This is a genomic window from Roseibium sp. M-1, assembly GCF_054515675.1.
In genome coordinates, this window is sequence record NZ_CM137257.1 from 5738295 (window position 1) to 5759861 (window position 21567).

The 21567-nt window shown below is 61.2% G+C and carries 21 protein-coding genes; 10 read left to right on the forward strand and 11 right to left on the reverse strand.

Translation table 11 applies throughout. From position 1 onward, the window contains the following. The first annotated feature begins 85 nt into the window (after nucleotides 1-85). From ACX3M4_RS25915 to ACX3M4_RS25925, 3 genes are all read left to right on the forward strand, one after another. Entirely contained in the window at nucleotides 86-1921 is a 1836-nt protein-coding gene (locus tag ACX3M4_RS25915; protein WP_459355859.1) for an OmpA family protein, read from the forward strand. A 587-nt stretch (nucleotides 1922-2508) separates the two neighbouring features. After that, a complete protein-coding gene (locus ACX3M4_RS25920) occupies nucleotides 2509-3660 on the forward strand; it encodes a caspase family protein (RefSeq protein WP_459355860.1) in 1152 nt (383 codons plus the stop codon). Nucleotides 3661-4326: 666 nt separating this feature from the next. Continuing rightward, entirely contained in the window at nucleotides 4327-4500 is a 174-nt protein-coding gene (locus tag ACX3M4_RS25925) for a hypothetical protein (RefSeq protein ID WP_459355861.1), read from the forward strand. Between the two features lie 376 nt (nucleotides 4501-4876). On the opposite strand, the gene ACX3M4_RS25930 is transcribed toward ACX3M4_RS25925, so the two are convergent. The 4 genes from ACX3M4_RS25930 to ACX3M4_RS25945 form a co-directional block, all read right to left on the reverse strand. Then, nucleotides 4877-5251: a hypothetical protein gene (locus ACX3M4_RS25930; RefSeq protein ID WP_459355862.1), complete on the reverse strand. Its 375-nt coding sequence runs from the start codon at nucleotides 5249-5251 to the stop codon at nucleotides 4877-4879. Nucleotides 5252-5397: 146 nt separating this feature from the next. Next, a complete protein-coding gene (gene uvrB, locus ACX3M4_RS25935; RefSeq protein WP_459355863.1) occupies nucleotides 5398-8385 on the reverse strand; it encodes an excinuclease ABC subunit UvrB in 2988 nt (995 codons plus the stop codon). A 307-nt stretch (nucleotides 8386-8692) separates the two neighbouring features. Continuing rightward, entirely contained in the window at nucleotides 8693-8965 is a 273-nt protein-coding gene (locus ACX3M4_RS25940) for a DUF1344 domain-containing protein (protein ID WP_459355864.1), read from the reverse strand. A 193-nt stretch (nucleotides 8966-9158) separates the two neighbouring features. Next, nucleotides 9159-9422 carry a hypothetical protein gene (locus ACX3M4_RS25945; RefSeq protein ID WP_459355865.1) on the reverse strand — a complete coding sequence of 88 codons (264 nt, stop codon included), beginning with the start codon at nucleotides 9420-9422 and terminating at the stop codon, nucleotides 9159-9161. Nucleotides 9423-9774: 352 nt separating this feature from the next. Between ACX3M4_RS25945 and ACX3M4_RS25950 the strand changes: the two genes are divergently transcribed. Together ACX3M4_RS25950 and ACX3M4_RS25955 are read left to right on the forward strand one after the other, a co-directional pair. Beyond that, entirely contained in the window at nucleotides 9775-10650 is an 876-nt protein-coding gene (locus ACX3M4_RS25950; RefSeq protein WP_459355866.1) for a hypothetical protein, read from the forward strand. 614 nt (nucleotides 10651-11264) lie between these two features. Further along, nucleotides 11265-11615 carry a hypothetical protein gene (locus tag ACX3M4_RS25955; RefSeq protein WP_459355867.1) on the forward strand — a complete coding sequence of 117 codons (351 nt, stop codon included), beginning with the start codon at nucleotides 11265-11267 and terminating at the stop codon, nucleotides 11613-11615. 105 nt (nucleotides 11616-11720) lie between these two features. Here ACX3M4_RS25955 and ACX3M4_RS25960 read toward each other — a convergent pair whose 3' ends face one another. Further along, nucleotides 11721-12197 carry a mannan-binding lectin gene (locus ACX3M4_RS25960; protein WP_459355868.1) on the reverse strand — a complete coding sequence of 159 codons (477 nt, stop codon included), beginning with the start codon at nucleotides 12195-12197 and terminating at the stop codon, nucleotides 11721-11723. Nucleotides 12198-12263: 66 nt separating this feature from the next. Between ACX3M4_RS25960 and ACX3M4_RS25965 the strand changes: the two genes are divergently transcribed. From ACX3M4_RS25965 to ACX3M4_RS25975, 3 genes are read left to right on the forward strand one after another with little or no spacing between them, the layout of a single operon-like run. After that, nucleotides 12264-13229 carry a DNA cytosine methyltransferase gene (locus ACX3M4_RS25965; protein ID WP_459355869.1) on the forward strand — a complete coding sequence of 322 codons (966 nt, stop codon included), beginning with the start codon at nucleotides 12264-12266 and terminating at the stop codon, nucleotides 13227-13229. Further along, complete coding sequence (locus ACX3M4_RS25970) at nucleotides 13226-14089, forward strand: NaeI family type II restriction endonuclease (RefSeq protein ID WP_459355870.1); 864 nt, start codon at nucleotides 13226-13228, stop codon at nucleotides 14087-14089. The genes ACX3M4_RS25965 and ACX3M4_RS25970 overlap by 4 nt, the downstream gene beginning before the upstream one ends. 3 nt (nucleotides 14090-14092) lie before the next feature. After that, nucleotides 14093-14509: a very short patch repair endonuclease gene (locus ACX3M4_RS25975; protein WP_459355871.1), complete on the forward strand. Its 417-nt coding sequence runs from the start codon at nucleotides 14093-14095 to the stop codon at nucleotides 14507-14509. Between the two features lie 3 nt (nucleotides 14510-14512). Here the strand turns inward: ACX3M4_RS25975 and betC are convergent, their stop codons facing one another. Then, nucleotides 14513-16030: a choline-sulfatase gene (gene betC / locus ACX3M4_RS25980; protein WP_459355872.1), complete on the reverse strand. Its 1518-nt coding sequence runs from the start codon at nucleotides 16028-16030 to the stop codon at nucleotides 14513-14515. 214 nt (nucleotides 16031-16244) lie between these two features. On the opposite strand from betC, the gene ACX3M4_RS25985 reads away from it, so the two are divergent. Next, nucleotides 16245-17819 carry an ABC transporter substrate-binding protein gene (locus tag ACX3M4_RS25985; protein WP_459355873.1) on the forward strand — a complete coding sequence of 525 codons (1575 nt, stop codon included), beginning with the start codon at nucleotides 16245-16247 and terminating at the stop codon, nucleotides 17817-17819. A 171-nt stretch (nucleotides 17820-17990) separates the two neighbouring features. On the opposite strand, the gene ACX3M4_RS25990 is transcribed toward ACX3M4_RS25985, so the two are convergent. Together ACX3M4_RS25990 and ACX3M4_RS25995 are read right to left on the reverse strand one after the other, a co-directional pair. Continuing rightward, the gene (locus ACX3M4_RS25990; RefSeq protein WP_459355874.1) at nucleotides 17991-18146 is read right to left on the reverse strand and encodes a hypothetical protein; all 156 of its coding nucleotides are present in this window, start codon (nucleotides 18144-18146) and stop codon (nucleotides 17991-17993) included. A 115-nt stretch (nucleotides 18147-18261) separates the two neighbouring features. Further along, on the reverse strand, nucleotides 18262-18561 hold the full coding sequence (locus tag ACX3M4_RS25995; protein WP_459355875.1) for an Rdx family protein: 300 nt from the start codon (nucleotides 18559-18561) through the stop codon (nucleotides 18262-18264). A gap of 42 nt (nucleotides 18562-18603) precedes the next feature. Here ACX3M4_RS25995 and ACX3M4_RS26000 point away from each other — a divergent pair, with 42 nt between their 5' ends. Continuing rightward, a complete protein-coding gene (locus tag ACX3M4_RS26000) occupies nucleotides 18604-19518 on the forward strand; it encodes a phosphotransferase (protein WP_459355876.1) in 915 nt (304 codons plus the stop codon). Here ACX3M4_RS26000 and ACX3M4_RS26005 read toward each other — a convergent pair. The 3 genes from ACX3M4_RS26005 to ACX3M4_RS26015 form a co-directional block, all read right to left on the reverse strand. Beyond that, nucleotides 19511-20470, reverse strand: coding sequence for a heparan-alpha-glucosaminide N-acetyltransferase (locus ACX3M4_RS26005; RefSeq protein WP_459355877.1), 960 nt, complete (start codon nucleotides 20468-20470; stop codon nucleotides 19511-19513). The genes ACX3M4_RS26000 and ACX3M4_RS26005 overlap by 8 nt on opposite strands. A gap of 79 nt (nucleotides 20471-20549) precedes the next feature. Further along, nucleotides 20550-20675, reverse strand: coding sequence for a hypothetical protein (locus tag ACX3M4_RS26010; RefSeq protein WP_459355878.1), 126 nt, complete (start codon nucleotides 20673-20675; stop codon nucleotides 20550-20552). A gap of 186 nt (nucleotides 20676-20861) precedes the next feature. Further along, nucleotides 20862-21272, reverse strand: coding sequence for a DUF3775 domain-containing protein (locus ACX3M4_RS26015; RefSeq protein ID WP_459355879.1), 411 nt, complete (start codon nucleotides 21270-21272; stop codon nucleotides 20862-20864). Between the last annotated feature and the right edge of the window lie 295 nt (nucleotides 21273-21567).

Genomic DNA, 21567 nt, shown 5'->3' on the forward strand with positions numbered 1-21567 from the left:
TCGGTGCTGCCGGTTGTTTTCCTTTCGGGAAGCCCGGCAGGACGCTGTGGGGCTGTCAAGCCGTGGGGGCGAGAGGAAAGAACACATGACGTCGAAACTGCTTCGAAATTCAACAGCGATGGCGCTGGTGCTGGCGATCGGCCTGCCGCTGCAGCCGGCGACCCTGCTGGCGCAGGACCAGACTGTCGATTGCGCCGCAACGCCGGAACATGAAGCGTGCCAGGGTGCTGCCGCTCCCGCAGCCGAACAGCCCGCCGCCGAACCGCCTGCGGCCGAAGCCGCGCCGGCGCCGGAAGCTGCGCCCGAGGTGGAGCCGGCACCGGCTGCAGAAGCGGCCCCCGCCGAGGCACCTGCCGCACCGGTTGAAGAAGCGGCTCCGGCCGAGGCACCTGCCGCGCCGGTTGAGGAAGCGACTCCGGCTGAGGCACCTGCCGCACCGGCTGCAGAACCGGCCCCCGCCGAGGCACCCGCCGCGCCGGTTGAGGAAGCGGCCCCCGCCGAAGCGCCTGCAGCCCCGGTTGAAGAAGCGGCCCCTGCCGAAAAGCCCGCCGCTCCGGTTGAAGAGGCGGCTCCCGCCGAGAAACCGGCAGCCCCCGTCGAGGAAGCCGCCCCGGCCGAAAAGCCGGCTGCCCCGGTTGAAGAAGCAGCCCCGGCTGCAAAGCCCGTTCCGGAACAGCCGACTGCGGAAACGCAGGCCGAGCCGGAAGCCAAGCCTGCAACGGAAGAAGCAACCACAGAGGCAACCACGGGCGAGGCAGAGCAGCCCGCGGCTGAAACCGCCGGGACGCCGGCTGAAACGCCCTCCGACCAGGCGCAGGATCAGCCTCAGCCGTCCGGCGAGCAGCCGGCGGCCGCGTCCGGCGAGCCCGTCACCGAAGAGCCGGGCGAGCCCATTCAGGCCGAAAACGCTCCGGAACCGGAGGAACCGGCCGCTGTCGTGTCCGACGACATCACCGAGGCACAGCGCGCGGAAATCAAGCAGAAGGAACAGCGCCGCCGCGATGAAGCCCGCGACCGCCGTCTGGAACTGCTCGGTGCCGCGGCCGTCGGTGTCGGCGTCGGCATGCTGATCCCGGCCCTCGGCGGCAAGGTTGTCGAGGACCAGGGCGACCGCATCATCGTGGAACGCGACGGCGAATACTTCGTGCGCAAGGACGAAAGCAGCCTGTTGCGCTATGGCGACGACGAGTTCCGCGTCGAGCGCCTGCGCGGCGGCCGCACCCGCGAAACGGTGACCCGCCGCAACGGCGACCAGATCGTCACCATCCGCGACGAGGGCGGCTATGTGCTCTACCGCTCGCGCATCCTGCCGGACGGGCGGGAATACGTGATGGTCGACAACCGCGATTATGACCGCCGCCGCCGCAATTACGACCGCGAGCTGCCGCCGCTGCGCGTCGACATTCCGCGCGACCGCTATATCGTGCCGGCCGGGCGGGCGAATTACGACCAGATCTACCAGACCTTCACCGCGCCGCCGGTGGAACCGGTGGAACAGGCCTATTCGCTGCGCGACGTGCGCGAGAACGAGCGCCTGCGCGACAAGGTGCGCCGGGTCGATCTCGACACGATCACTTTCGACACGGGCAGTGCCGTCGTGCGCCAGAGCCAGGTGCCGCTGATGGAAGACATCGCCCGCGCCTCGCAGGCCCTGATCGAGCAGGACCCGACCACGGTGCTCTTGATCGAGGGCCATACGGATGCCGTCGGCTCCAACGTCTCCAACCTGGCGCTGTCCGACCGGCGCGCGGAGACCGTCGCCCGCATCCTGGCAGAGATCTACGACGTGCCGCCGGAAAACATGGTGGTGCAGGGCTATGGCGAGGACTACCTGAAGATCGACACCCAGGGTGCCGAAGAACAGAACCGCCGCGTCACAATCCGCAACATCACGCCGCTGCTGAGTGCACAGAAGCAGTAACTGCGATGGCGTAACGACATGACCCTGGACGGGCCCGGAATTTTCCGGGCCCGTCCGTTGGTGTGCCGGTTGCGGGGAGCCTCAACAGAGTTCCGCTCCGATGCCGCTTGTTCGGCTCTCCACCCTTGCGGAGCAGGGCAATCGTGTCTGAAAAATATCCATATTTGGGGCGTTCGACAGATCACTACGGTGTCACCCCGGACAAGCGAAGCGCAGATCCGGGGCCTACTCGCAGAGCCACTTTCCGAAGCACGCAAGCTTCGGAAAGAAGTGGCCCCACTCCAGCGCTCTGGAAGCGAGTGGGCCCCGGGTCTCGCGTTGCTCGCCCGGGGTTGGCACCAGTGTTTTCTGCATGCCTATTTCAAATGCGATTGTCCTTCGCTTGAAGGGGAGAGGGGAGCGAGGTAGTCCGTTGATATGGCCAAGACTTTGTAGTTCTAGCCGTAGGTTGGAGCATCGCCGTTCGGGCAATCGTCAATCACCAGGCGCCAACTGTGGCCGATATCCCTTGATCCCGCTAGACTGGCGTCAATCGCCCGGTGCTTCTGCCCGGGTCTCAGCCTTTGCCTGACAGGAGCCCGGTGCCGATGCGATTTCTTTCTGCCGTCCTGACCTTTCTGGTCCTTGCCCTTTTGCCCGCTTCCACGCTGGCGGCAGGCAAGGTGGCGCTGGTTGTCGGCAATGCGCAGTACCGCAATGTCGCTCCGCTCGACAATCCCGGGCGCGACGCGGAGCTGGCGGCACGGACCTTCACCGCGCTCGGCTTCGAGACCACCGTCCTTTACGACGCCGACACCGATGCGCTCCGCAATGCGCTGCGGGCGTTTCAGGCCGCTTCGGCGGAGACGGAGGTCGCCGCGATCTATTTCGCCGGCCACGGGGTGCAGGCGGGCAATGTCAATTACCTGCTGGCGACCGACACCGGGGCGGAGAGCCGGGCGGTCTTTGAAAACAGCGCCGTGCGCATGGAGGAATTCCTCGCCGCCTTCGCTCCGAGCGCCAGGGTCAAGCTCTTGATCGTCGATGCCTGCCGCGACAATCCCTTCGCCGCGACCCGCTCGCTGGAAAAGCTGTTCGAACCGGACGCCAGGGGGCTCTCCCGCGTGAACCACCAGCTGCAGGACCTGGTGGTGATCTATTCCGCCCAGCCCGACCGTAAGGCCTATGACGGCGATGGCGACAACAGCCCCTTCATGGAGGCCTTCTCGGCCGTGCTGACGGCGCGCGAGCAAGTGCAGCTTTCCGAAGCGCTGATCGACATCACCAACTTCGTGCGCACCAAGACCGCCGACAAGCAACTGCCCTATACGGAGGGAACGCTCTCCGTGCACGTGCAGCTCATCCGCGAGACGCCGCTGCAAGCGGCCGCCGCACCCGAGCCCTCCGCCTGTCCGACGGGAGGCGAAGTCATCCGGCTGCAAGGGGGAGCGGAAGACTATCTGGAATATGAAAAAGGCCCTGCGAGTCTCGTCATCGACGATGCGGGCAAGCAAGTTCTCGAGGTCTGCCTCAAGGGCGATGTGCTGCTCGTCCACGGCAGCTACGACCAGACCTTCACTGCAGAAGACCTGCGCGAAAAGGAAAACGAGGGCTCGGGCTATTATTTCAAGACCGGCGACGGTCAGGACGCGCATCTGTGGTTCTATGCCGACCCGGACGACCCCAAGGCTCCGGCCCAGATCGGCGTCTATATCAACGAAGACGAAATCACCTGGATCACGACCGGCTGGGTTTTCTGAGGAAAGCGGCACACCTAGGAGCGGATTTGCAGTGCCGTCAAACCGGGTCATAGGTGTTCTTTGCGGCCGCCATGTCACCTCTCCCAGTGGGCGAGGGGGCCTGCCTCGCCGCGCGGCGCACGTGCGGTTACTGTCCCGCCGCCCCCGGCTTTCGTGGCATTTTTCCCAAATTTGCCGCTTGCTTCCCTCTCCTACCATGCGGAGCAGGGCGATCGCATTTGAAATAGTCATTCAGAAAACACTGGTGTCACCCCGGATCTGCGCTTCGCTCGTCCGGGGTGACACCGTTGTGATCTGTCAAACGCACCGAGTAAGGAAAAATTCCATATGCGATTGCCCCGCCCTTGCGGGGAGAGGGAAGCAAGCGGCAAAGACGGAACCAGACAACCGTCCTGGCCATCCCCAGATCCTGTCTCCTTCGACATTGACAATTTCCACCATGCCGGATGATGTGAGCGCACCGGAGCGGCCGGGCAGTTGGAGCACGTCGCGAAAAAGTGGGTTCCAGTTTTTCGCAAAAAGACGTGCGTCAAGAAAAACGTAAAGCGGGTCACGTGAATTCAAATGAACGCGACACGCTTTAAGGGCCGGTCCGGGGTTGGGCTTTATCGCCGGGAGCGCCACAGGTGGCCGGCCGGTCAACAGAACAATTCGAGGAGAGACCCCGTGAGACTGACCCCACCTTCCGTCATCGTTTTCCTGATATCGCTGGCACTGTTCATCCTCGCCGTGCTGCCGATCGCCGGCATCGCCGTGCCCAGCATCGGCATCTCCACCACCTATATCCTCATCGCCTCCTGGGCGGTGCTGGCAGCAGGCGTGCTGTTCAAGGGGCTCTGAGACGGCACATGCCCATGTGATTTGCGAAAGGCCATCCGGCGGGGACGCCGGGTGGCCTTTTGGTTTTGGGGCGCGAAGTTTCCCACTTGTTCAGGCCGTCATTCCGGGCAAGCGCAGCAAGGCTGCATGCAGTTCTAACCGTCGACCACCAGTGCTCGCCAATCCACGGGATGTCATCCCGGGCGGAGCGAAGCGCAGACCCGGGACCCACTCGCAGGGCAACTTGCTGAAGCCTTGCGATGTATGTGGCTGCGCGCCAGCGCGTATCCAACTCTCTGGAAACGAGTAGGCCCCGGGTCGCGCTGCGCTTGCCCGGGGTGACGCCGAGGGAGGGCAAAGTTTTCCTGCAAAACGGTAGAAGGCTGAAGGTATAGAGCTACCCGTTCAGCCAGATGACCCCGGCAACGATCATCAGGATGACAACGCCGACGGCCACCATGGTCTGCGTGTCCGGACCCGTACGGGTCCCGGGCGCGGGGCGGAAATAGACTTCGTCCGGATCGTCGGCCGGAACGGGCTCCGGTTCCGGCGGCTTCTTCGCCGGCACCAATTTCAGCACCAGCACCAGAAAGACGATCGCCGTGATGATGGCCAGTGCCGGGGCGATGGATACGCCGACCCCCATGGCAATGCCGCCATTCATGTCCCGGCCCTCGATCGCGACAAGGATCGGATAGACCACCAGAAACGCGGCAAAAAAGCCGACCACCGCGCCGACAATAGCGCCGATTATCGCCAGAAGTGCCCGCATGTCATTCCCCCCGACAGGTGTGTCGAGAAGCTTAGCCTGCGAAGGGAGGTTGGGGAAGGAGGCGGTGGGGAGGAGGGGTGAGATGTCCCTTCGGACCTTCGGAGCAAGCTGCGTTGTTGCTGAAGGACACTATGATGGAGCCAGCCTCACTGCCCCGGCCGCCCACTCTTCTTCGGCCGGCCTCTCCGCCGTTTCTCCTCCGCCGGATCCTCATAGGATCCCGTGCCGATCTTGCCTCGCACCACCGGCTTCGGATCGTCCGAGCCGAGCGGGACTTCCGTGCGGCCGACGGTCATTTCGTCGAGGGTGTTCTTTCTGACCTTGGCGCTGGGGGCGGGGAGGGCGTTTTTGTCTTTTGCGGCGCGGGCCCTGTCTCGGGCCCTGTCGCGGGCGGTCTCTTTCTTCTTGCCGCTGGCGCCTTCCTTGGTGCCGCCGGCGCCGAACTTGCGGTCGCCGCGGTAACCGCCGGTCTTGCTGTCGACGTCGGACTGGCGGGCCATGGCGTCGTCGGCGACGGCGAGTTCCGTTTCCTGCAGGCGGCGGATCTCGTCGCGCAGGTGTGCGGCGGTCTCGAAGTCGAGATCGGCGGCGGCGTCGCGCATCTGTTTTTCCAGGTCCTGGATATGGGCCGCCAGGTTGTGGCCGACCAGGCTGCCTTCCTCGGCAAAGCCGGCGTCGATGGTGACGTGGTCCTGCTCGTAGACGCTCTGCAGGATGTCGCCAATTGAGCGGCGGACGCTTTCCGGTGTGATGCCGTTCTCTTCGTTGTAGGCGAGCTGCTTTTCGCGGCGGCGGTTGGTCTCCGCGATGGCCCGCTCCATGGAGCCGGTCATGTTGTCCGCATAGAGGATCACCTTGCCGTCGACGTTACGCGCCGCGCGGCCGATGGTCTGGATCAGCGAGGTTTCCGAGCGCAGGAAGCCTTCCTTGTCGGCATCCAGGATCGCCACCAGGGCGCATTCGGGAATGTCGAGGCCCTCGCGCAGCAGGTTGATGCCGATGAGCACGTCGAAGGCACCGAGGCGCAGGTCGCGCAGGATCTCGATGCGTTCCAGCGTGTCGATGTCGGAATGCATGTAGCGCACGCGCACGCCGTTTTCGTGCAGGTATTCCGTCAGGTCCTCGGCCATGCGCTTGGTGAGGGTCGTCACCAGCGTCCGGTAGCCCTTGCGCGCGACCTCGCGCACTTCGCCCAGCAGGTCGTCGACCTGGCTGCCGGCGGGCCGGATTTCCACCGGTGGATCGATCAGGCCGGTCGGGCGGATGACCTGCTCGGCGAAGACGCCGCCGGACTGGTCCAGCTCCCACGAGCCCGGGGTGGCCGAGACCGCGATGGACTGCGGCCGCATGGCGTTCCATTCCTCGAAACGCAGCGGGCGGTTGTCCATGCAGGAGGGCAGGCGGAAGCCGTATTCGGCCAGCGTCGCCTTGCGGCGGAAGTCGCCCCGGTACATGGCGCCGATCTGCGGAATGGTGACGTGGCTTTCGTCGGCGAAGACGATGGCGTTGTCCGGCAGGTATTCGAACAGCGTGGGGGGCGGCTCGCCCGGCTTGCGGCCGGTGAGGTAGCGCGAATAGTTCTCGATGCCCTGGCAGGAGCCGGTCGCCTCCAGCATCTCCAGATCGAACATGGTGCGCTGTTCGAGGCGCTGCGCCTCCAGCAGGCGGCCATGGTTGTTCAGCTCCTCCAGCCGGTGCTTCAGCTCGTCCTTGATCGACTTGATCGCCTGGTTCAGCGTCGGCTTGGGCGTGACATAGTGCGAGTTGGCGTAGACCTTGACGCTCTTCAGCTCGCCCGACTTCTGCCCCGTCAGCGGGTCGAACTCGGTGATGCTCTCGATCTCGTCGCCGAAGAGCGAAATGCGCCAGGCCGTGTCTTCGTAGTGGGCCGGGAACAACTCGATGGTGTCGCCGCGCACCCGGAAGGTGCCGCGCTGGAAGGCGGCGTCGTTGCGCTTGTACTGCAGGGCCACGAGGTCGGCGATGAGCTGGCGCTGGTCGATGCGCTCGCCCACCTCGATGGCGAAGGTCATGGCCGTATAGGTCTCGACCGAGCCGATACCGTAGATGCAGGAGACCGAGGCGACGATGATGACGTCGTCGCGCTCCAGCAGCGAGCGGGTCGCGGAGTGGCGCATCCGGTCGATCTGCTCGTTGATCGAGCTTTCCTTCTCGATATAGGTGTCGGTGCGCGGAACGTAGGCTTCCGGCTGGTAATAGTCGTAGTAGGAGACGAAATACTCGACCGCGTTGTCCGGGAAAAACGACTTGAATTCGCCGTAGAGCTGGGCGGCCAGCGTCTTGTTGGGGGCGAGGATCAGGGCAGGGCGCTGGGTGCGGGAAATCACCTGCGCCATGGTATAGGTCTTGCCCGAGCCGGTGACGCCGAGCAGCACCTGGGTCTGCTCGCCACCTTCCATGCCCTCGACAAGGTCGGCGATCGCGGTCGGCTGGTCACCGCGCGGTTCGTAGGCCGATTTCAGCACGATGGGCACGCCGCCTTCGGACTTGGCCGGACGTTCCGGCCGGTGCGGCACCCACAGCTCGCCGTTCTTGTGCAGCGGATTGCCGCTCTCGATCAGCGCCGACAGGGCCTCGACCGTGGCGGTGGCGCCCTGGTTGCCGGTCAGCTCACCGAACTTGCTCTCGGTCTTCGCCTTCTTCCTGTTTTCCTTCTGGTGTTCCTTGAGCCGCTTCTCGAGGCTTTCCGCCTCTTCCAGCGTCATGTCGAGCCCGGCCACCGGATTGAGCCCGCCGGCCGCGCGCTCGCGCGCCGTATCCGCCCGGCCGATGGAGGTGCCACGTGCGGATTTGGTGGGCTTTTCCTTCTTCGCACTCACGGTCGTACCGGCCTTGCGGCCTGACCTCCGTGGGCGCGCGCCATCAGGCGCGGCGCCCGTTCGGGCTTGCGGGCCTTCGGTCCGATCCTCTTTTCCCTCGCCGGCACTCTGGGATAACGCCTTCTTCGGTTCCGGCTTGTCCGCCTCTTCCGAAATCTCCGCCGCCCAATCGCTGATCGACCCGGACAGTGGTGTGCCGGACAGCGCCTTCTGGGGCGCTTCGCCGAAGCCGTCGGGGGAAGTGGTGTCGTCGGGTGCGGACTCTGGGGTGGATGTGGTGGGGCGCTTGCTCATGGCCGCAATATGGTCCGGTTGCGCGCGGTAGGAAAGGGGGCGGTTGCGGCTTTGTTCCACTTTCCGCCACTTCCTGTCAGTCTCCTGACATGAGGCTGTCAGGAAGTCCTTCTAGCTCGGATCACCACGGAGCGGAGGGGACGTGCGTGGCTGAGGTGCTGGGCAAAAAAAAAGCCCGCTCAAGTCAGGCGGGAGCGGGCCGGTCACTGCATTGGCAGTGAATTTGACAGTGCGGGTACAATGCGGCTGCGCCTCCGTGTGTGGGCAGGAAGCGCGCACCGGCTGCCGGAGCCGGGCTGGAAAGTCCCTAGCTCCGGATCTTGAGGCCGGTCACCAGAAGGTCGCCGGTCTCGGTCGTCGTGTAGATGACCAGAACGCTCATCCCGATCATCAGGTCCTCGGGGCCGTCGTCGGCGGGGAGGACGAACTGCGAGCCGTCCGCAAGCGAAAACCGCCCGGTGAACGGATCGATGGACAGGATCGTGCCTGCGATTTCATCGGCATGGGCGGCAGGCGCGCTGAACGGGGGCAGTACCAGCAGCGCCGGGGCTATCGTCAATGCGATGAGCCAATAGGGCATGCGCAACACCTCGAAAACGTCAATGCGAACCGGAACCAGGTTTGGGGGAGCGGTTCCGGCACGCGGTCAACCGTGCATTCGTCTCACCGGACGGTGATCGGAATACCTCAGTTTGGCCGTGAAGCGTCCCAGATCAGCGGATGCTCAACCGGAATCGGTTGAGTGTCCAAAAGCTGATCGATCTCAAGGTGCTCTACGGTTGAACCTCGATGGACAGGATGGAGTCCACTCCGTTTTCCGAGCCGTTGTAGATGATGGTGACGGTCTTGCCGGCGGCAATGGTGTCCGGCACGGCGACCTTCTCGGAAATGGTCTGGAACTGGGTCTTGTCGGCCAGCACCAGCGTGCGGGTCGTGGGGTTCCAGGCCGCGACGGTGGAAGTCACGCTGTCGGCGGCTGCCGGCAGCAGGCCGGTGGTCATGAAGGCGGCACCAAGCAGTAAGCCACGAAGAACCATGGCAGCATCCTTTCAAGGATAGGAATGTCAGAAGGTGCAGAGGTTTCGCGGCCATGAGCTTCAGTCATGACGGCTTGGGTTCTCTACCCATCACATGCTTTCATGCCACGGTGTCGTGGGATTGAAAAACACTGCCTGGTGAGTGGCTTACGCGGGATGCGCTTAACCCTGCTGGCGCGGATTCAGCGCCCGGATTGCGGCGGAATTTTGTCTCGGAAACCTTGGCGGAAAATATATTTTCGAAGCCTTCCGATGCAGCTCCGCCAGCTGTTCCACGACCTGTTCCGCCGGTTGTTCCGCTGGTTGGCAGGCGGTGGTAGCCTGTCCGGAAATCGCAACCTGGAGCCGAGCCATGACCCTGTCCCGCAGACACCTTCTGGAACTGTCGCTTGCCGGTGCGGCGGGCCTCGCGGCGGGGGCGGGCGCCGCCCTTGCAGCCCAGCAAAGCGCGGCGCCGGTGGCCGACCGGTTGCTGCTGGACTTCGCCGATCATTTCCATGCCAGGGGATACGCGGTGATCGACGCGTTGCCGCTGATCACCGGCGACGGCTTCAACGGCGGCCTGCGCTACGACGACAGCCGGATGGAAGCGCTTGGCGGCAAGAGCGTCTTCATTCAACCGGCGGCACGGACCGCTGACATGACCCACCGCGGTGAGCCTGGCGTTCTCGCCCTCTTCACCATCTGTGGCCTGCATCATCCGGCCCCCGCAGAGCCGGGTCAGCTCTTCGGCGCGTTGCTGACCTTTCTGGTCGAGCGCGCCGGGATCGATCCGGAGAAGCTGGTCTTCGTGTCGACGGAAGTCTTCGCTCCCTATGGTGAAACTCATGATGCGGTGCGCGCCGGCAAGCTGCTGCTGCGGCCGCGCTCCGAAGCGATGGCCGACGGCGAGGGGTCCGGCTATTTCTCCCCGGCGGAGCATCCGGCTAAGCCGGCCTTCGACACGGTCAGCCTGCATTATCCGCTGACCGGCCTGACCGCTCCCGGTGTCGAAACGCCGCTGGATGGCTATGCGGAAATCGCCGAGATCGGCATCACGGCTCTGGACGGGGCTGAAACGGGACCGGAAACCGGAGGTTTCGGCCTGGAACGGCTGGTGATGGCGGGCGGCGGCCCGGTCCCTGATTTCGAGGCGAGCCGCGAGAAGCTCCTGCGGCTGATCGAGCAGGAAGCCGAGCGGGACGGCAAGGATCTGCCACCGGGCTATCATGTCTTTGCGGGGGAGTGAGTTTTCCCACACGTTCGGTTGTCAGAAATATGCACCAACGTGATGCGAAGGCGTTGACCATCGGTTCGAAAAACTGCCCGCTTGTCCCCCTCTGCCTCCCCTGCGGACAGCACAATCCCATTTGGTTTTGGCATGCGGAAAACAAGAGGTGTCACCCCGGGCGAGCACCGCAAGACCCGGGGCCCACTCGTTTCCAGAGAGCTGGCGTGGGGGCACTTCTTCATGAAACCTTGTGTGCTGCGGCAAGTGGCTCTGCGAGTAGGCTCCGGATCTGCGCTTCGCTTGTCCGGGGTGACGCCGTGGAGGTGATTTGTCAGGCGCACCGAACAAGGATGTCTGTCAAATGCGATTGCCTTGACCCTACCGGAGAGGGGTGCCTTTCGATGGTTTGCCAAACGGACTCGGCCGCTCCCAGAACATCCCCGTAAAGCTGCCGTTTCGGCGAGCAAAGCTTATGCGTGCTGCGTAGTTTGCTGAATATTTTCGGTTTCGCTTGAGTGGTATAATGCGGCTTGTCCAGACTGACCGTTCAGACATCCGGTTCAGACTGGCATTTCATCTGGTTCCACGAACAGCGGGATGCCTCCCGGTTTCCCGTGCGGAGGAGGCGAAAGATGACACTTCGGACATTCCTGAAAACCACTCTTGTAGCGGCCCTTGCCGGTCTGGCAACGCCAGCCCTGGCCGATCCGCTCAACCTTACCGACCAGCCGGACCTGACTGCTGCCCGCATGGTGCTCGCCAGCCTGGACCGGGAGCTGGTGCCGCCGGTGCTCCTGAACATGTCGCCGCGGATTTCCGGCCCGGATGTTTCGCTCGGCTCCAGGACGGACAAGGGCCCGCTGATCCAGATCGCGGGCCGCTGCGGTTCGTCGGACTATTACTGCGACAGCCCCGGCTTCACCTATTGCTGCGGCAATGCCACCGACGGCTTCTACTGCGCGGCGGATGTGAACGGTTGCTAAGGCGTGTCGCGTTCAATCGAATTCACGTGACCCGCAGTATCTCTTTGTGACGCATGTCTTGTTGCGAAAGACCGGTGCCCGCTTTTTGCAACGTGCTCCAGCCACCTATCTGCATTCGCAGACGGACATGCGTCCCTGAACGGTGGTGCGCCACTGCCCCGACCAGCTGAGGCCGTTGCCGAAGCAGAGGCCAGGGCATTTGCGCTGCGCATCGGTATTGTTCCAGATGGGGCCAGCTTCGATCGCTCTCCCCGGCGCTGCCTTCTGACAGGAACAGACGGACATCTGCCCCTGGATGGTCGTGCGCCACTGCCCGTTCCACTGTGCGCCTAACCCGCCGCAGACCTGCGGACATTTGGCCTGTGCGTCGGCGTTGTTCCAGATCGGCCCGGCCTCGACATTGTAGGCCTGGGCGAAGGCGAGGGTAGGGAGGAAAATGCAGAACACAATTGCGAAAATACGATGAAGTTTCAAATTAGCCTCCAAATTCGTTTGCGGAATACAATTTAGGCCGGTCGGCAGTTTGGATGTAAATTGATGGCATATCCACAAAGGTAGCTGGGGAAAATAGATTTTGTTCATGATTTGTTCTAATTTGCGTTAATCTCAATTTGTGTACCCTAGCGACTGTATTTTCAGGAGTTCCAAATGAAGAATCAGCTCACATCGCTTGAGCTATGCGCCGGAGGCGGTGGCCAAGCTCTTGGCTTGGAAATGGCTGGTTTCGATCATGTTGCGCTCTTTGAAAATGATCGCCACGCCTGCGAAACTCTGAGGAGAAACAGGCCTGAATGGACTGTGCACGAACACGATCTGTTCCAAGAGTTTGATTTTGAAAGATACCACGGTGTGGACCTGCTCGCAGGCGGCCTCCCATGTCCTCCGTTTTCAGTTGCAGGTAAACAGCTTGGCGAAAAGGACGAGCGAAACCTCTTTACAAGAGGCGTAGAAATTGCAGCACGGGTGAAGCCCAAAGCGATCATGTTTGAAAACGTCAGAGGTATGCTCGACCCGTCTTTTGAAAACTATCGTGACTTTATCGAAGTCAGGCTTAGGAAGCTCGGCTACAAAGTTTCGTGGAAACTGCTTCAGGCGTCGGACTTTGGAGTCCCGCAGCTGCGTCCGCGAGTGGTGATGGTTGCTCTTCAACGAAGATATGCTGACCATTTTGATTGGCCAACAAAACTGGCAGACGCGAAAACCGTCGGTGAAACGCTTGTCGATTTAATGTCGGCGAATGGGTGGCTAGGTGCTGCTGCCTGGAAAGATCAGGCAAATAAAATTGCTCCAACGATTGTTGGCGGCTCGAAGAAACACGGAGGTCCGGATCTTGGGCCAACCAGAGCACGCAAAGCATGGGCAGAAATGGGTGTCGAAGGAAGGACGATTGCCGAATTTGCACCAGATCCGGAATACGTTGGAATGCCGAGGTTGACCATTAGAATGGTAGCGCGGCTACAGGGATTTCCCGACAGTTGGAACTTTTTTGGCCGGAAGACGCATGCGTATCGCCAAGTTGGAAATGCATTTCCTCCACCCGTTGCTGCTGCAGTCGGGCATAATATCGCTATTGCAATTGGAAACGCTGAAATTCTGAATGAAGCAGCGGAATGACAAACAGAAACAATTTTGCTGATCTTAAAAAGCTGAGAGAGATAGAAGCTGAGCTTTTCCGGTTAGTTGGAGGTCAAGAAGTTTTCGTTTCAAGGTTTCCAGAATTAATTTCTGATGCCGTTGATTATGTGATTGATCCTGTCAGAACTGCTCGAACGAAAGTTTCCGAATTAGATAACGTAGAAAAGACTTTTATTGGTTTGAAAGTTGAGCACTTTTTACGTGATTTTATTGGTGTTCCGAAAGGGCTTAGAGATTTACGTCTTGCTGATGAAGATGTGGATGTTAAAAATACGGTCCGTAGAAATTGGATGATTCCACCGGAAACATTTCGAAATTCAGAACCTTGTATTTTGGTGATGGTCGCCACCGAGGAGAGAAAATGTTCTCTTGGGATTATTATTGCGCGAGAGGAGTATTTAAATAAACCAAACAGAGATGGAAAAAGAAGCATTAGCAAAACTTCATTCGTAGAGATACATTGGATCTTCAAGGACCGTTCTCTACCTGAGAGCCGATTTGAAGGGCTCGATATGCTCAGGTTTAGACAATTGCGAAATCTAAGTGGTGGCAGTCGTCGAGCCGCACAGTTTTTTAGAGAGAACCTAGGAACAATAGTACATCGTTCTGTTTTGCAGGGTCTATTGTTTGATCAAAAAGATTATATGAAGAGAGTGCGCGGGAATGGCGGTGCGAGAGATATTCTTTTTTCTGAAAAAATCGCCTTATTGTCTGGCTACTACCATTCCAGAATTATTTCAGAATTTAATCTTGGAAACTGTGGTCGTGACGAGTTCGTGTCATGGAAATGTTCTGAAGCCGAATGGAATATTGTCCTAGCAAGCGAATACAGGGTCTAATCTTTGGTTGACAAACTGTCTCCCGAGAGACGCTCAAAAAACATGGCAGCAATCCGGTCGAAGAATATGAAGCCGGAAATGGTTGTGCGTCAGCTTGTTCATTCTTTAGGCTACCGCTACCGCCTACACAAGAAGGGACTACCGGGTAAACCAGATCTCGTTTTTAGTCCCCGCAATAAAGTCATTTTCGTGCACGGATGTTTTTGGCACCAGCACGACGATCCGAACTGTTTAGACGGCCGGTTGCCAAAAACCAGACCGGAATATTGGCTACCGAAACTTGAAAAGAATATCAACCGCGACAAAACCAACTTAGAGCAACTTACTAAGCTCGGTTGGAAGTCGCTCGTGATTTGGGAGTGCGAGACAAAAGATATCTCTGCACTCCAGCAAGTCATCACTGATTTCCTAGAGAATTAGATCTCACTCCCCTCGCGGATACCGCTGGCTCTCCTCTACCACATTCAGGTCCATGTGGTTGCGCATGTAGCGTTCGGAGGCTTTTTGCAGGGGCTGGTAGTCCCAAGGGAAATAGGCGCCGTTGCGCAAGGCTTCGTAGACGATCCAGCGGCGCGCCTGGGATTGGCGCACTTCCGCGTCGAAGGCGGCCATGTCCCACTGTTTGCCGGCGATTTCGGCGTAATGCACGGCGGTGGCCGCATGGGCCGGGTCGGCGGCAAGGTTCGTCAGTTCGTGCGGGTCGTCCTTCAGGTTGAAGAGGAGCGGCGGGTCGAGTTCGCAATGGACATATTTCCAGTCGCCCTCGCGGATGCCGACCAGGGGGGCGTAGGACGCCTCGGCGGCATACTCCATCAGCACCGGCACGGTGCGGGTCTCTCCTCTGGCGAGCGGCACAAGCGATGTGCCGTCGGTCCAGGGCATGATCTCGCTCATGTCGATGCCGGCGAGGTCGCAGACGGTCGGCAGCACGTCGAGGGTCGAGACCGGGGTCGCGATGTGCTGTGCGGCAAGATCCTTGTCGGCAACCATCAGCGGCACGCGGGCCGAGCCTTCGAAGAAGTTCATCTTGAACCACAGACCACGTTCGCCAAGCATGTCGCCATGGTCGGAGACGAAGAGGATAGTGGTGTCCTCCGTCAGGTCCATGGCGTCGAGAGCGGTCAGGATCTCGCCGATCTTGTCGTCCAGGTAGGTGATGTTGGCGAAATAGGCCCGGCGCGAGCGGCGGATGTCTTCCTCGGTGATGTTGAAGTTGCGCCAGTCATTGGCGTCGAAGATGCGCTTGGCGTGCGGGTCGTGGTCGTCATAGTCCATGGCCGGAACTTCCGGCAGAAGGTGTTCGGAGTCCTCGTAGAGATCCCAGTATTTCTTGCGCGCGACATAGGGGTCGTGCGGATGGGTGAAGCTTACGGTCAGGCAGAACGGCCGGTCGTATTTGCCGCGGCCGTAGTCGTAGATCTTGCGCACGGCCTGGAAGGCGACGTCGTCGTCATATTCCATCTGGTTGGAAATCTCGGCAATGCCTGCCCCGGTGACCGAGCCCATGTTATGATACCACCAGTCGATGCGCTCACCCTGCTTGCGGTAGTCCGGTGTCCAGCCGAAATCCGCCGGATAGATGTCGGTGGTCAGACGCTCCTCAAAGCCGTGCATCTGGTCCGGACCGACAAAATGCATCTTGCCCGACAGGCATGTGGTGTAGCCGGCGCGGCGCAGGTGATGCGCATAGGTCGGGATATCCGAGGCGAACTCCGCCGCATTGTCATAGACACCCGTGCGGCGCGGCAACTGGCCGGACATGAAGCTCGCCCGGCCCGGCGCGCAGAGCGGCGAGGCCGTGTAGGTGTTCTCGAAACGAACCGAGCGCACAGCCAGCTTCCTGAGGTTCGGAGCATGCAGAAAATCAGCCGGTCCATCCGGGAACAGGGTCCCGTTCAGCTGGTCGACCATCAGGATCAGGATGTTTTTGCGCTGCGTCATGCTGCATCTCCAACTGGGAAAGGGCTACCTAGGGGAAGTGTTAGCTTTTTTTTGATTGAGCGATCAATCAAAAACGGCATAGTATCAAATCAAGACGTCGTCCCGCCGGTGAGGAAACGGTAGGAACGGGAACGTCCAGGGCAGATTTCTTCAACGCATGCAACGTCTTGCGAGTCATTTTCAAAAGATGACAGACCAAAGAGGGGATACGAAAATGGGAAATCTTGAAAAGTCGATCCTGCAGTCCGGTGTCTCCCGGCGCAGCATTCTGCAAGGCACGGCGGCCGTCGGCGCTGCTGCCTTTGCCAGCCAGTTCGGTATCCGCGCGGCTAAGGCCGAGCCGAAGAAAGGCGGCACGTTCCGTGTCGGTATCGCCGCCGGCAACACCAACGACAACTACGATCCGGGCACCTGGGACAACGTCTATGTCCAGGTCTTCGGCACGGCCCGCAACGGCTATCTGGTGGAAATCGCCGCCGACGGCTCGCTGGTCGGCGAAGTGGCGGAAAGCTGGGAGGCGTCTCCCGACGCCAAGGTGTGGACCTTCAAGATCCGCAGCGGCGTTGCCTATCACGACGGCGGCACGGTGAAGCCGGAGGACGTCGTTGCCTCGATCAACTATCACCGCGGCGAAAACAGCACGTCGGCCGCAAAGCCCTTCGTCGATCCGATCCAGGACATCACGGTCGACGGCGAGAATGTCGTCTTCACGCTGGAAGCGGGCAATGCCGACTTCCCGTTCGTGGTCAGCGATTATCACCTGCCGATCCTGCCCTCCGCGGACGGCAAGATCGACCCGACCACCGGCATCGGCTGCGGCCCTTACAAGGTCACCAACTTCAAGCCCGGTTACATTGCCGAACTCTCCCGCAACCCGGACTACTGGAAGACCGACCGCGCCCATTTCGACAACATCGTTCTGATGGCCATTGTCGACCCGGCTGCCCGCCAGGCGGCCCTGATGACCGGCAACGTCGACGTCATCGATGCGGTCGACCTGAAAACAGTGCACCTGTTCGAGCGGGCACCGAATGTCACCATCCTGTCGACCACTGGCACGCAGCACTACACCTTCGCCATGGACACCCGCGCGGCGCCCTTCAGCGACAACAACGTGCGCATGGCGCTGAAATACGCCATCGACCGCCAGGAACTCGTCGACAAGATCCTGTTCGGCTACGGCTCCGTCGGCAACGACCATCCGATCAGCCCGTCCAACCGCTTCTTTGCCAAGGATCTGGAACAGACCACCTACGATCCGGACAAGGCAAAATACTACCTGAAGCAGGCAGGCCTCGACTCGCTGCAGGTGAACCTGTCGGCGGCCGACGCGGCCTTTGGCGGCGCGGTGGATGCGGCCGTGCTCTATTCCAGTGCCGCGGACAAGTGCGGGATCGACATTCAGCCCGTGCGTGAGCCGAACGACGGCTACTGGTCGGACGTCTGGATGAAGAAGCCGTTCTGCGCCGTCTACTGGGGCGGCCGTCCGACGGAAGACTGGATGTTCACCGTCGCCTATGCGGCCGGTGCGCCGTGGAACGACACCTTCTGGGACAACGAGCGGTTCAACACCCTGCTGGTCGAGGCCCGTTCGGAACTGGACGAGGCCAAGCGTGCGGAAATGTACGCCGAAATGCAGAACCTGGTGCGTACCGACGGCGGCGTCGTCATTCCGATGTTCGCCAGCTACGTGATGGCGCTGTCCAACAATGTCCAGCATCCAGAAACGGTTGCGGCCAACTGGACCCTCGACGGCTTCCGCGCCGTCGAGCGCTGGTGGTTCGCCTAAGCCGGAGACCGGCACTCACAAGCCAATGATGGCCCGCCCTTCCGGCGGGCCGTGACAAGAATTTTCAGAGACCTTTCCTTGGCCGGCCGGTTCCCACCCGCCGGCCGCTTTTTGTCCGATCCGGAGTGCGGCCGGTTGATGCGCCGCGGCTGGTCTCCTGGGTCAAGCTTTTCAGGGTACCAGCGGAACCTCCTTGCGGTAGCTGTCGAGCGCCTGCCGCAAGCGCTCCAGCAAACCCCGGTCGGAATATGGATTGCAGGCATGGGCAAGGTCGGCTTCCTGCACGGTCAGCACGTACTTGATCTCGATGCCCTGCTGTCTGGCCACAAAAGGCGCCGATCTCGACCCGCCGGACCAAAGCTTGGCATGACCCGTCTGCAGCAGGAACACCCTTCCTTTGGTGAGATAGAAAGAACTTGCGTCGGGCAGACCAAGCACCGTTCTAGTGATCCTTCTCCGCGCGGTCGCTGTGACCGAGATCCATCTCCGGCCAAAGCAAGTCGCGCAGGCGCTGTTTCAGGATCTTGGCCTCGGGAAAGCCGCCATCGGTCTTGCGATCCCAGACTTGAGTGTCGTCGCAGGTGATGGTGAAGATGCCGCCGGTTCCCGGTATCAGCGTGACGGCGCCCGTCTCCTCCGAAAAGGTCGACAGGATTTCCTGGGCCATCCAGGCGGATCGCAGCAGCCAATTGCATTGGCGGCAATAGGTGATGATGATATGGGGCGAGGGGACGTTGCTCATGGCGTCCGGTGACCTTTTCCGATTGTTCGATCGTCCCTGCTTGTGCCACACACACCCGCCGACACGCCAGCCACTCTACCCGCCGATATCAGGCAGACCTTCCGGTTGCATCCGCAGCTTGCCGCGCTGTGCGGCCGCCCGCTCGGGGCCGTGCTCCGGTCAGGGCTGACCAACCGGGTTTACCGGTTGAATGCCGAAAAGGGGGCGTTCTTCCTGCGCCTGCCCGCCACAGGCAGCTCGCAAACGATCGACCGGCAGGCGGAAGCGCAAAACCTGGCGCAGGCGGCGGAGGCCGGACTGGCGCTGCCACCTGCCTATTGCGACCCGGCCAGTGGCATATTGGTGACAAGGTCCGTTTCGGTAAGCGAACTGCCGCCGGAAGACGGACCCGATCGGCTCGGAAACGCGCTTGGACAGTTGCATGCGTCCGGTGCGGACTTCAAAGGCGTGATTGACGCCGACGGCTTGCGGGCCCAGCAGATGAAGCGGCTTGGAGCCGATCGGCAGGCCGGACGGGAGATGGCAGGTCTTGCCACGCGTCTCGAAAGGTTCGTCCAGAACCCGATGCAGGACGCAGTCCGGCTGGTGCCGAGCCACGGGGACATGTCACCCGGCAACTGTCTCTTTACCCATGACGGGCTGTGGCTGATCGATTGGGAATATTCAGCGATGGCCGATCCTGCCTGGGATCTTGCCTATGCCATCCTGGAACACGGCTATCAGCCGCAACAGGAACGCCGGTTCCTGAATGCCTACGGCAAGGTGATGGGGACGGAAACGCCGGTACCGTCCCGTCATATCGAGATCATGAAGTCCAAATGCGACGCCGTTTCGGCGTTCTGGGCACTGGAACAGGTTGCGGCAGGCCGGGAGGAACACGTGTTTCTGCCGTTTGCGCGCGCCCGCCGGGACCGGGCGCTTCAGCGTCTGGACAGGTTACAGGGGCAGGTTATTTGACCTGAGACGCCTGCTCGGGATCGGCAAGGCATGCAGCGTAGCGTGCATCCATCTCCTGGCGCAGCGACATGTTGCCGGGATCCGCGGTGAGCGGCTCCCAGATGCCGTCTGCCTGCATGCGGGTGAGCGTGCAGCGGCAGGCCGCTTCGCAAGTTTCCGTTGATCCAAGCGACTCTTCGCAGGCGACGGCACAGTTGCGAACAAAGGCGTTGCCGGCCCGGTCCACTTCCGGGCTCAGGAGCACCAAGCCCCAGACAAGCCCGTAGAGCAGCGGCTGATGCAACAGGTAGACCGGCAGGGAATGCCGGCCAAGAAACCGGGTCAGGCGGCCGGTGTGACCGTTGAAGCGGAGGTTCGACAGTCTTTGCCAGATACCGAAGCTGCGGAAAGCCCGGGAGAGAAACAGGCCGGCGAGGGTCAGGCCGGCCCAGGGGAAAAGCGGCACATAGTCGACGCTGCCGAAGGAAGGCCTACCGAGACCGGTCCAGAACCAGAACGCACCGTCGAAGACGGAGGAAGCTGCCCAGAAGGGCACCGTCAGAAAAAGGACGGCGGCACCGGCCGAGGCGAGCAGTGGCAGGCGTGTAAAGGGCAGGGCGACCAGGCTGGAGACGGCGATGCAGTGCAGGATGCCGAAACGGACGAAACTGTCGCCGAAGACGAAGTAGGTCGCTATGGAAACCGCGGCGGCCGCGGCCGCAATGACGGCGAAGCGGCGCCAGAAGGGGCGCCAGCGGATGGCCTGGTGATGGGCAAAGTCAAGGCTGATGCCGGCCAGAAACAGAAAGCTGCCTGCGATCGAGGCGGCGAATATGCGCCAGCCGGTTCCTTGAGCGACCGGCCAGTCGACAAAACCGAACCAGGAGAGGTCCCAGGAAAAATGATAGGCAGCCATCGCAAACACAGCGAGGCCGCGGGCGAGATCAAGCACCGCCAGACGCGTTGCGGACATTCAAGAGGCTTTCGACGGAACGACAACCGGGCCCTTTTAGCAGGGCCACCTCTGAAGCGCCAATCTGAAGGTCGGAAAACTAGCTGCTAAAGGCGACGACGAGGGTCGTGATCAGGGCTGATGCGGCGATCATGGCGCCGACAAAGGGCCAGGGAGACGGACGATGGGCGGTAAAGACATCCTGATTCGCCGGTTCCTGCAGCATTGCCCAATTCTCCCGTGCCACTTCAAGTGCGGCAACAGTGCGGCAAACTCTCCGCAGCGGAAAGACGGTAAATGAAGTCCTAATCGGTTTTCCCAAGGAAAACGTCAATTTGTGGAGGAACCGGCAAATATGACCCGGCAGGGTTGACCTGACCGAAGCTGTTGGGCGTGCAGGAAAATCGGATCGTCACAGGTCCAGCGCGTCGAGGCCGGCTTCCATGTGATCGGCCAGCAGCGGCATGCCCAGCAGGTATTTGGCTGTGGAGCCGACGGCGCGTTCACGGGCTTCGTCCACGGCCTGATTGAAGTCCTCCGGATCGAAGTCGCCCCTGCCGATCCAGGTGATCGCCACCAGTTCCGCGGCTTCGTCCACGTTGAGGTCCTCGATCAGCTCCCGCAGTTCCTCGTCGGAGAGATCGTCATTTTCCTCTTCCACAAGGCCGTCGTGATTGTGGCTCTGTTCCAGCGTGTCGGCATCGAATTCCACATCGCCCTCGTGACCGTCCTCGAAGGAATCCTGAAGAGACGAGGCAACCGCGCGGGCCTTTTGCGCGAACAGGCGGATCGTGTCCGCGGATATTGTGAGGTCGATGTCCATAAATGCCTCCGACACATCCGTCTTTTCTTTATCGATCCACTTTTGGCCGTTGGCAATGGTCAACATGCGAAATCCCGTTCCTCGGCGGCACTCCTGCGCTCCGGAATCTTGCCCTGGGTTATCCCCGGTATTCAATTCTCATCAACGCAGTGCCGGTTAATTTCAGGCTTTCCTTTTCAAAAACCTTTTGCGGGTCTTGCAGGCAGAGAACCTCATTGCTTTACTTGACTGGCAAATGAGTTCTCGTCCTTGACAGGGATCAACCTCTTGCAGGACGCGGGCCGGGAAAGAGGCG

What these genes read in the sequence shown, in the direction of transcription:
- ACX3M4_RS25915 (WP_459355859.1), top strand. Translation starts at nt 86, where the DNA reads ATGACGTCGAAACTGCTTCGAAATTCAACAGCGATGGCGCTGGTGCTG.
- ACX3M4_RS25920 (WP_459355860.1), top strand. Translation starts at nt 2,509, where the DNA reads ATGCGATTTCTTTCTGCCGTCCTGACCTTTCTGGTCCTTGCCCTTTTG.
- ACX3M4_RS25930 (WP_459355862.1), bottom strand. Translation starts at nt 5,251, where the DNA reads ATGCGGGCACTTCTGGCGATAATCGGCGCTATTGTCGGCGCGGTGGTC.
- uvrB (WP_459355863.1), bottom strand. Translation starts at nt 8,385, where the DNA reads ATGAGCAAGCGCCCCACCACATCCACCCCAGAGTCCGCACCCGACGAC.
- ACX3M4_RS25940 (WP_459355864.1), bottom strand. Translation starts at nt 8,965, where the DNA reads ATGCCCTATTGGCTCATCGCATTGACGATAGCCCCGGCGCTGCTGGTA.
- ACX3M4_RS25945 (WP_459355865.1), bottom strand. Translation starts at nt 9,422, where the DNA reads ATGGTTCTTCGTGGCTTACTGCTTGGTGCCGCCTTCATGACCACCGGC.
- ACX3M4_RS25950 (WP_459355866.1), top strand. Translation starts at nt 9,775, where the DNA reads ATGACCCTGTCCCGCAGACACCTTCTGGAACTGTCGCTTGCCGGTGCG.
- ACX3M4_RS25955 (WP_459355867.1), top strand. Translation starts at nt 11,265, where the DNA reads ATGACACTTCGGACATTCCTGAAAACCACTCTTGTAGCGGCCCTTGCC.
- ACX3M4_RS25960 (WP_459355868.1), bottom strand. Translation starts at nt 12,197, where the DNA reads ATGAACAAAATCTATTTTCCCCAGCTACCTTTGTGGATATGCCATCAA.
- ACX3M4_RS25965 (WP_459355869.1), top strand. Translation starts at nt 12,264, where the DNA reads ATGAAGAATCAGCTCACATCGCTTGAGCTATGCGCCGGAGGCGGTGGC.
- ACX3M4_RS25970 (WP_459355870.1), top strand. Translation starts at nt 13,226, where the DNA reads ATGACAAACAGAAACAATTTTGCTGATCTTAAAAAGCTGAGAGAGATA.
- betC (WP_459355872.1), bottom strand. Translation starts at nt 16,030, where the DNA reads ATGACGCAGCGCAAAAACATCCTGATCCTGATGGTCGACCAGCTGAAC.
- ACX3M4_RS25985 (WP_459355873.1), top strand. Translation starts at nt 16,245, where the DNA reads ATGGGAAATCTTGAAAAGTCGATCCTGCAGTCCGGTGTCTCCCGGCGC.
- ACX3M4_RS25995 (WP_459355875.1), bottom strand. Translation starts at nt 18,561, where the DNA reads ATGAGCAACGTCCCCTCGCCCCATATCATCATCACCTATTGCCGCCAA.
- ACX3M4_RS26005 (WP_459355877.1), bottom strand. Translation starts at nt 20,470, where the DNA reads ATGTCCGCAACGCGTCTGGCGGTGCTTGATCTCGCCCGCGGCCTCGCT.
- ACX3M4_RS26010 (WP_459355878.1), bottom strand. Translation starts at nt 20,675, where the DNA reads ATGCTGCAGGAACCGGCGAATCAGGATGTCTTTACCGCCCATCGTCCG.
- ACX3M4_RS26015 (WP_459355879.1), bottom strand. Translation starts at nt 21,272, where the DNA reads ATGGACATCGACCTCACAATATCCGCGGACACGATCCGCCTGTTCGCG.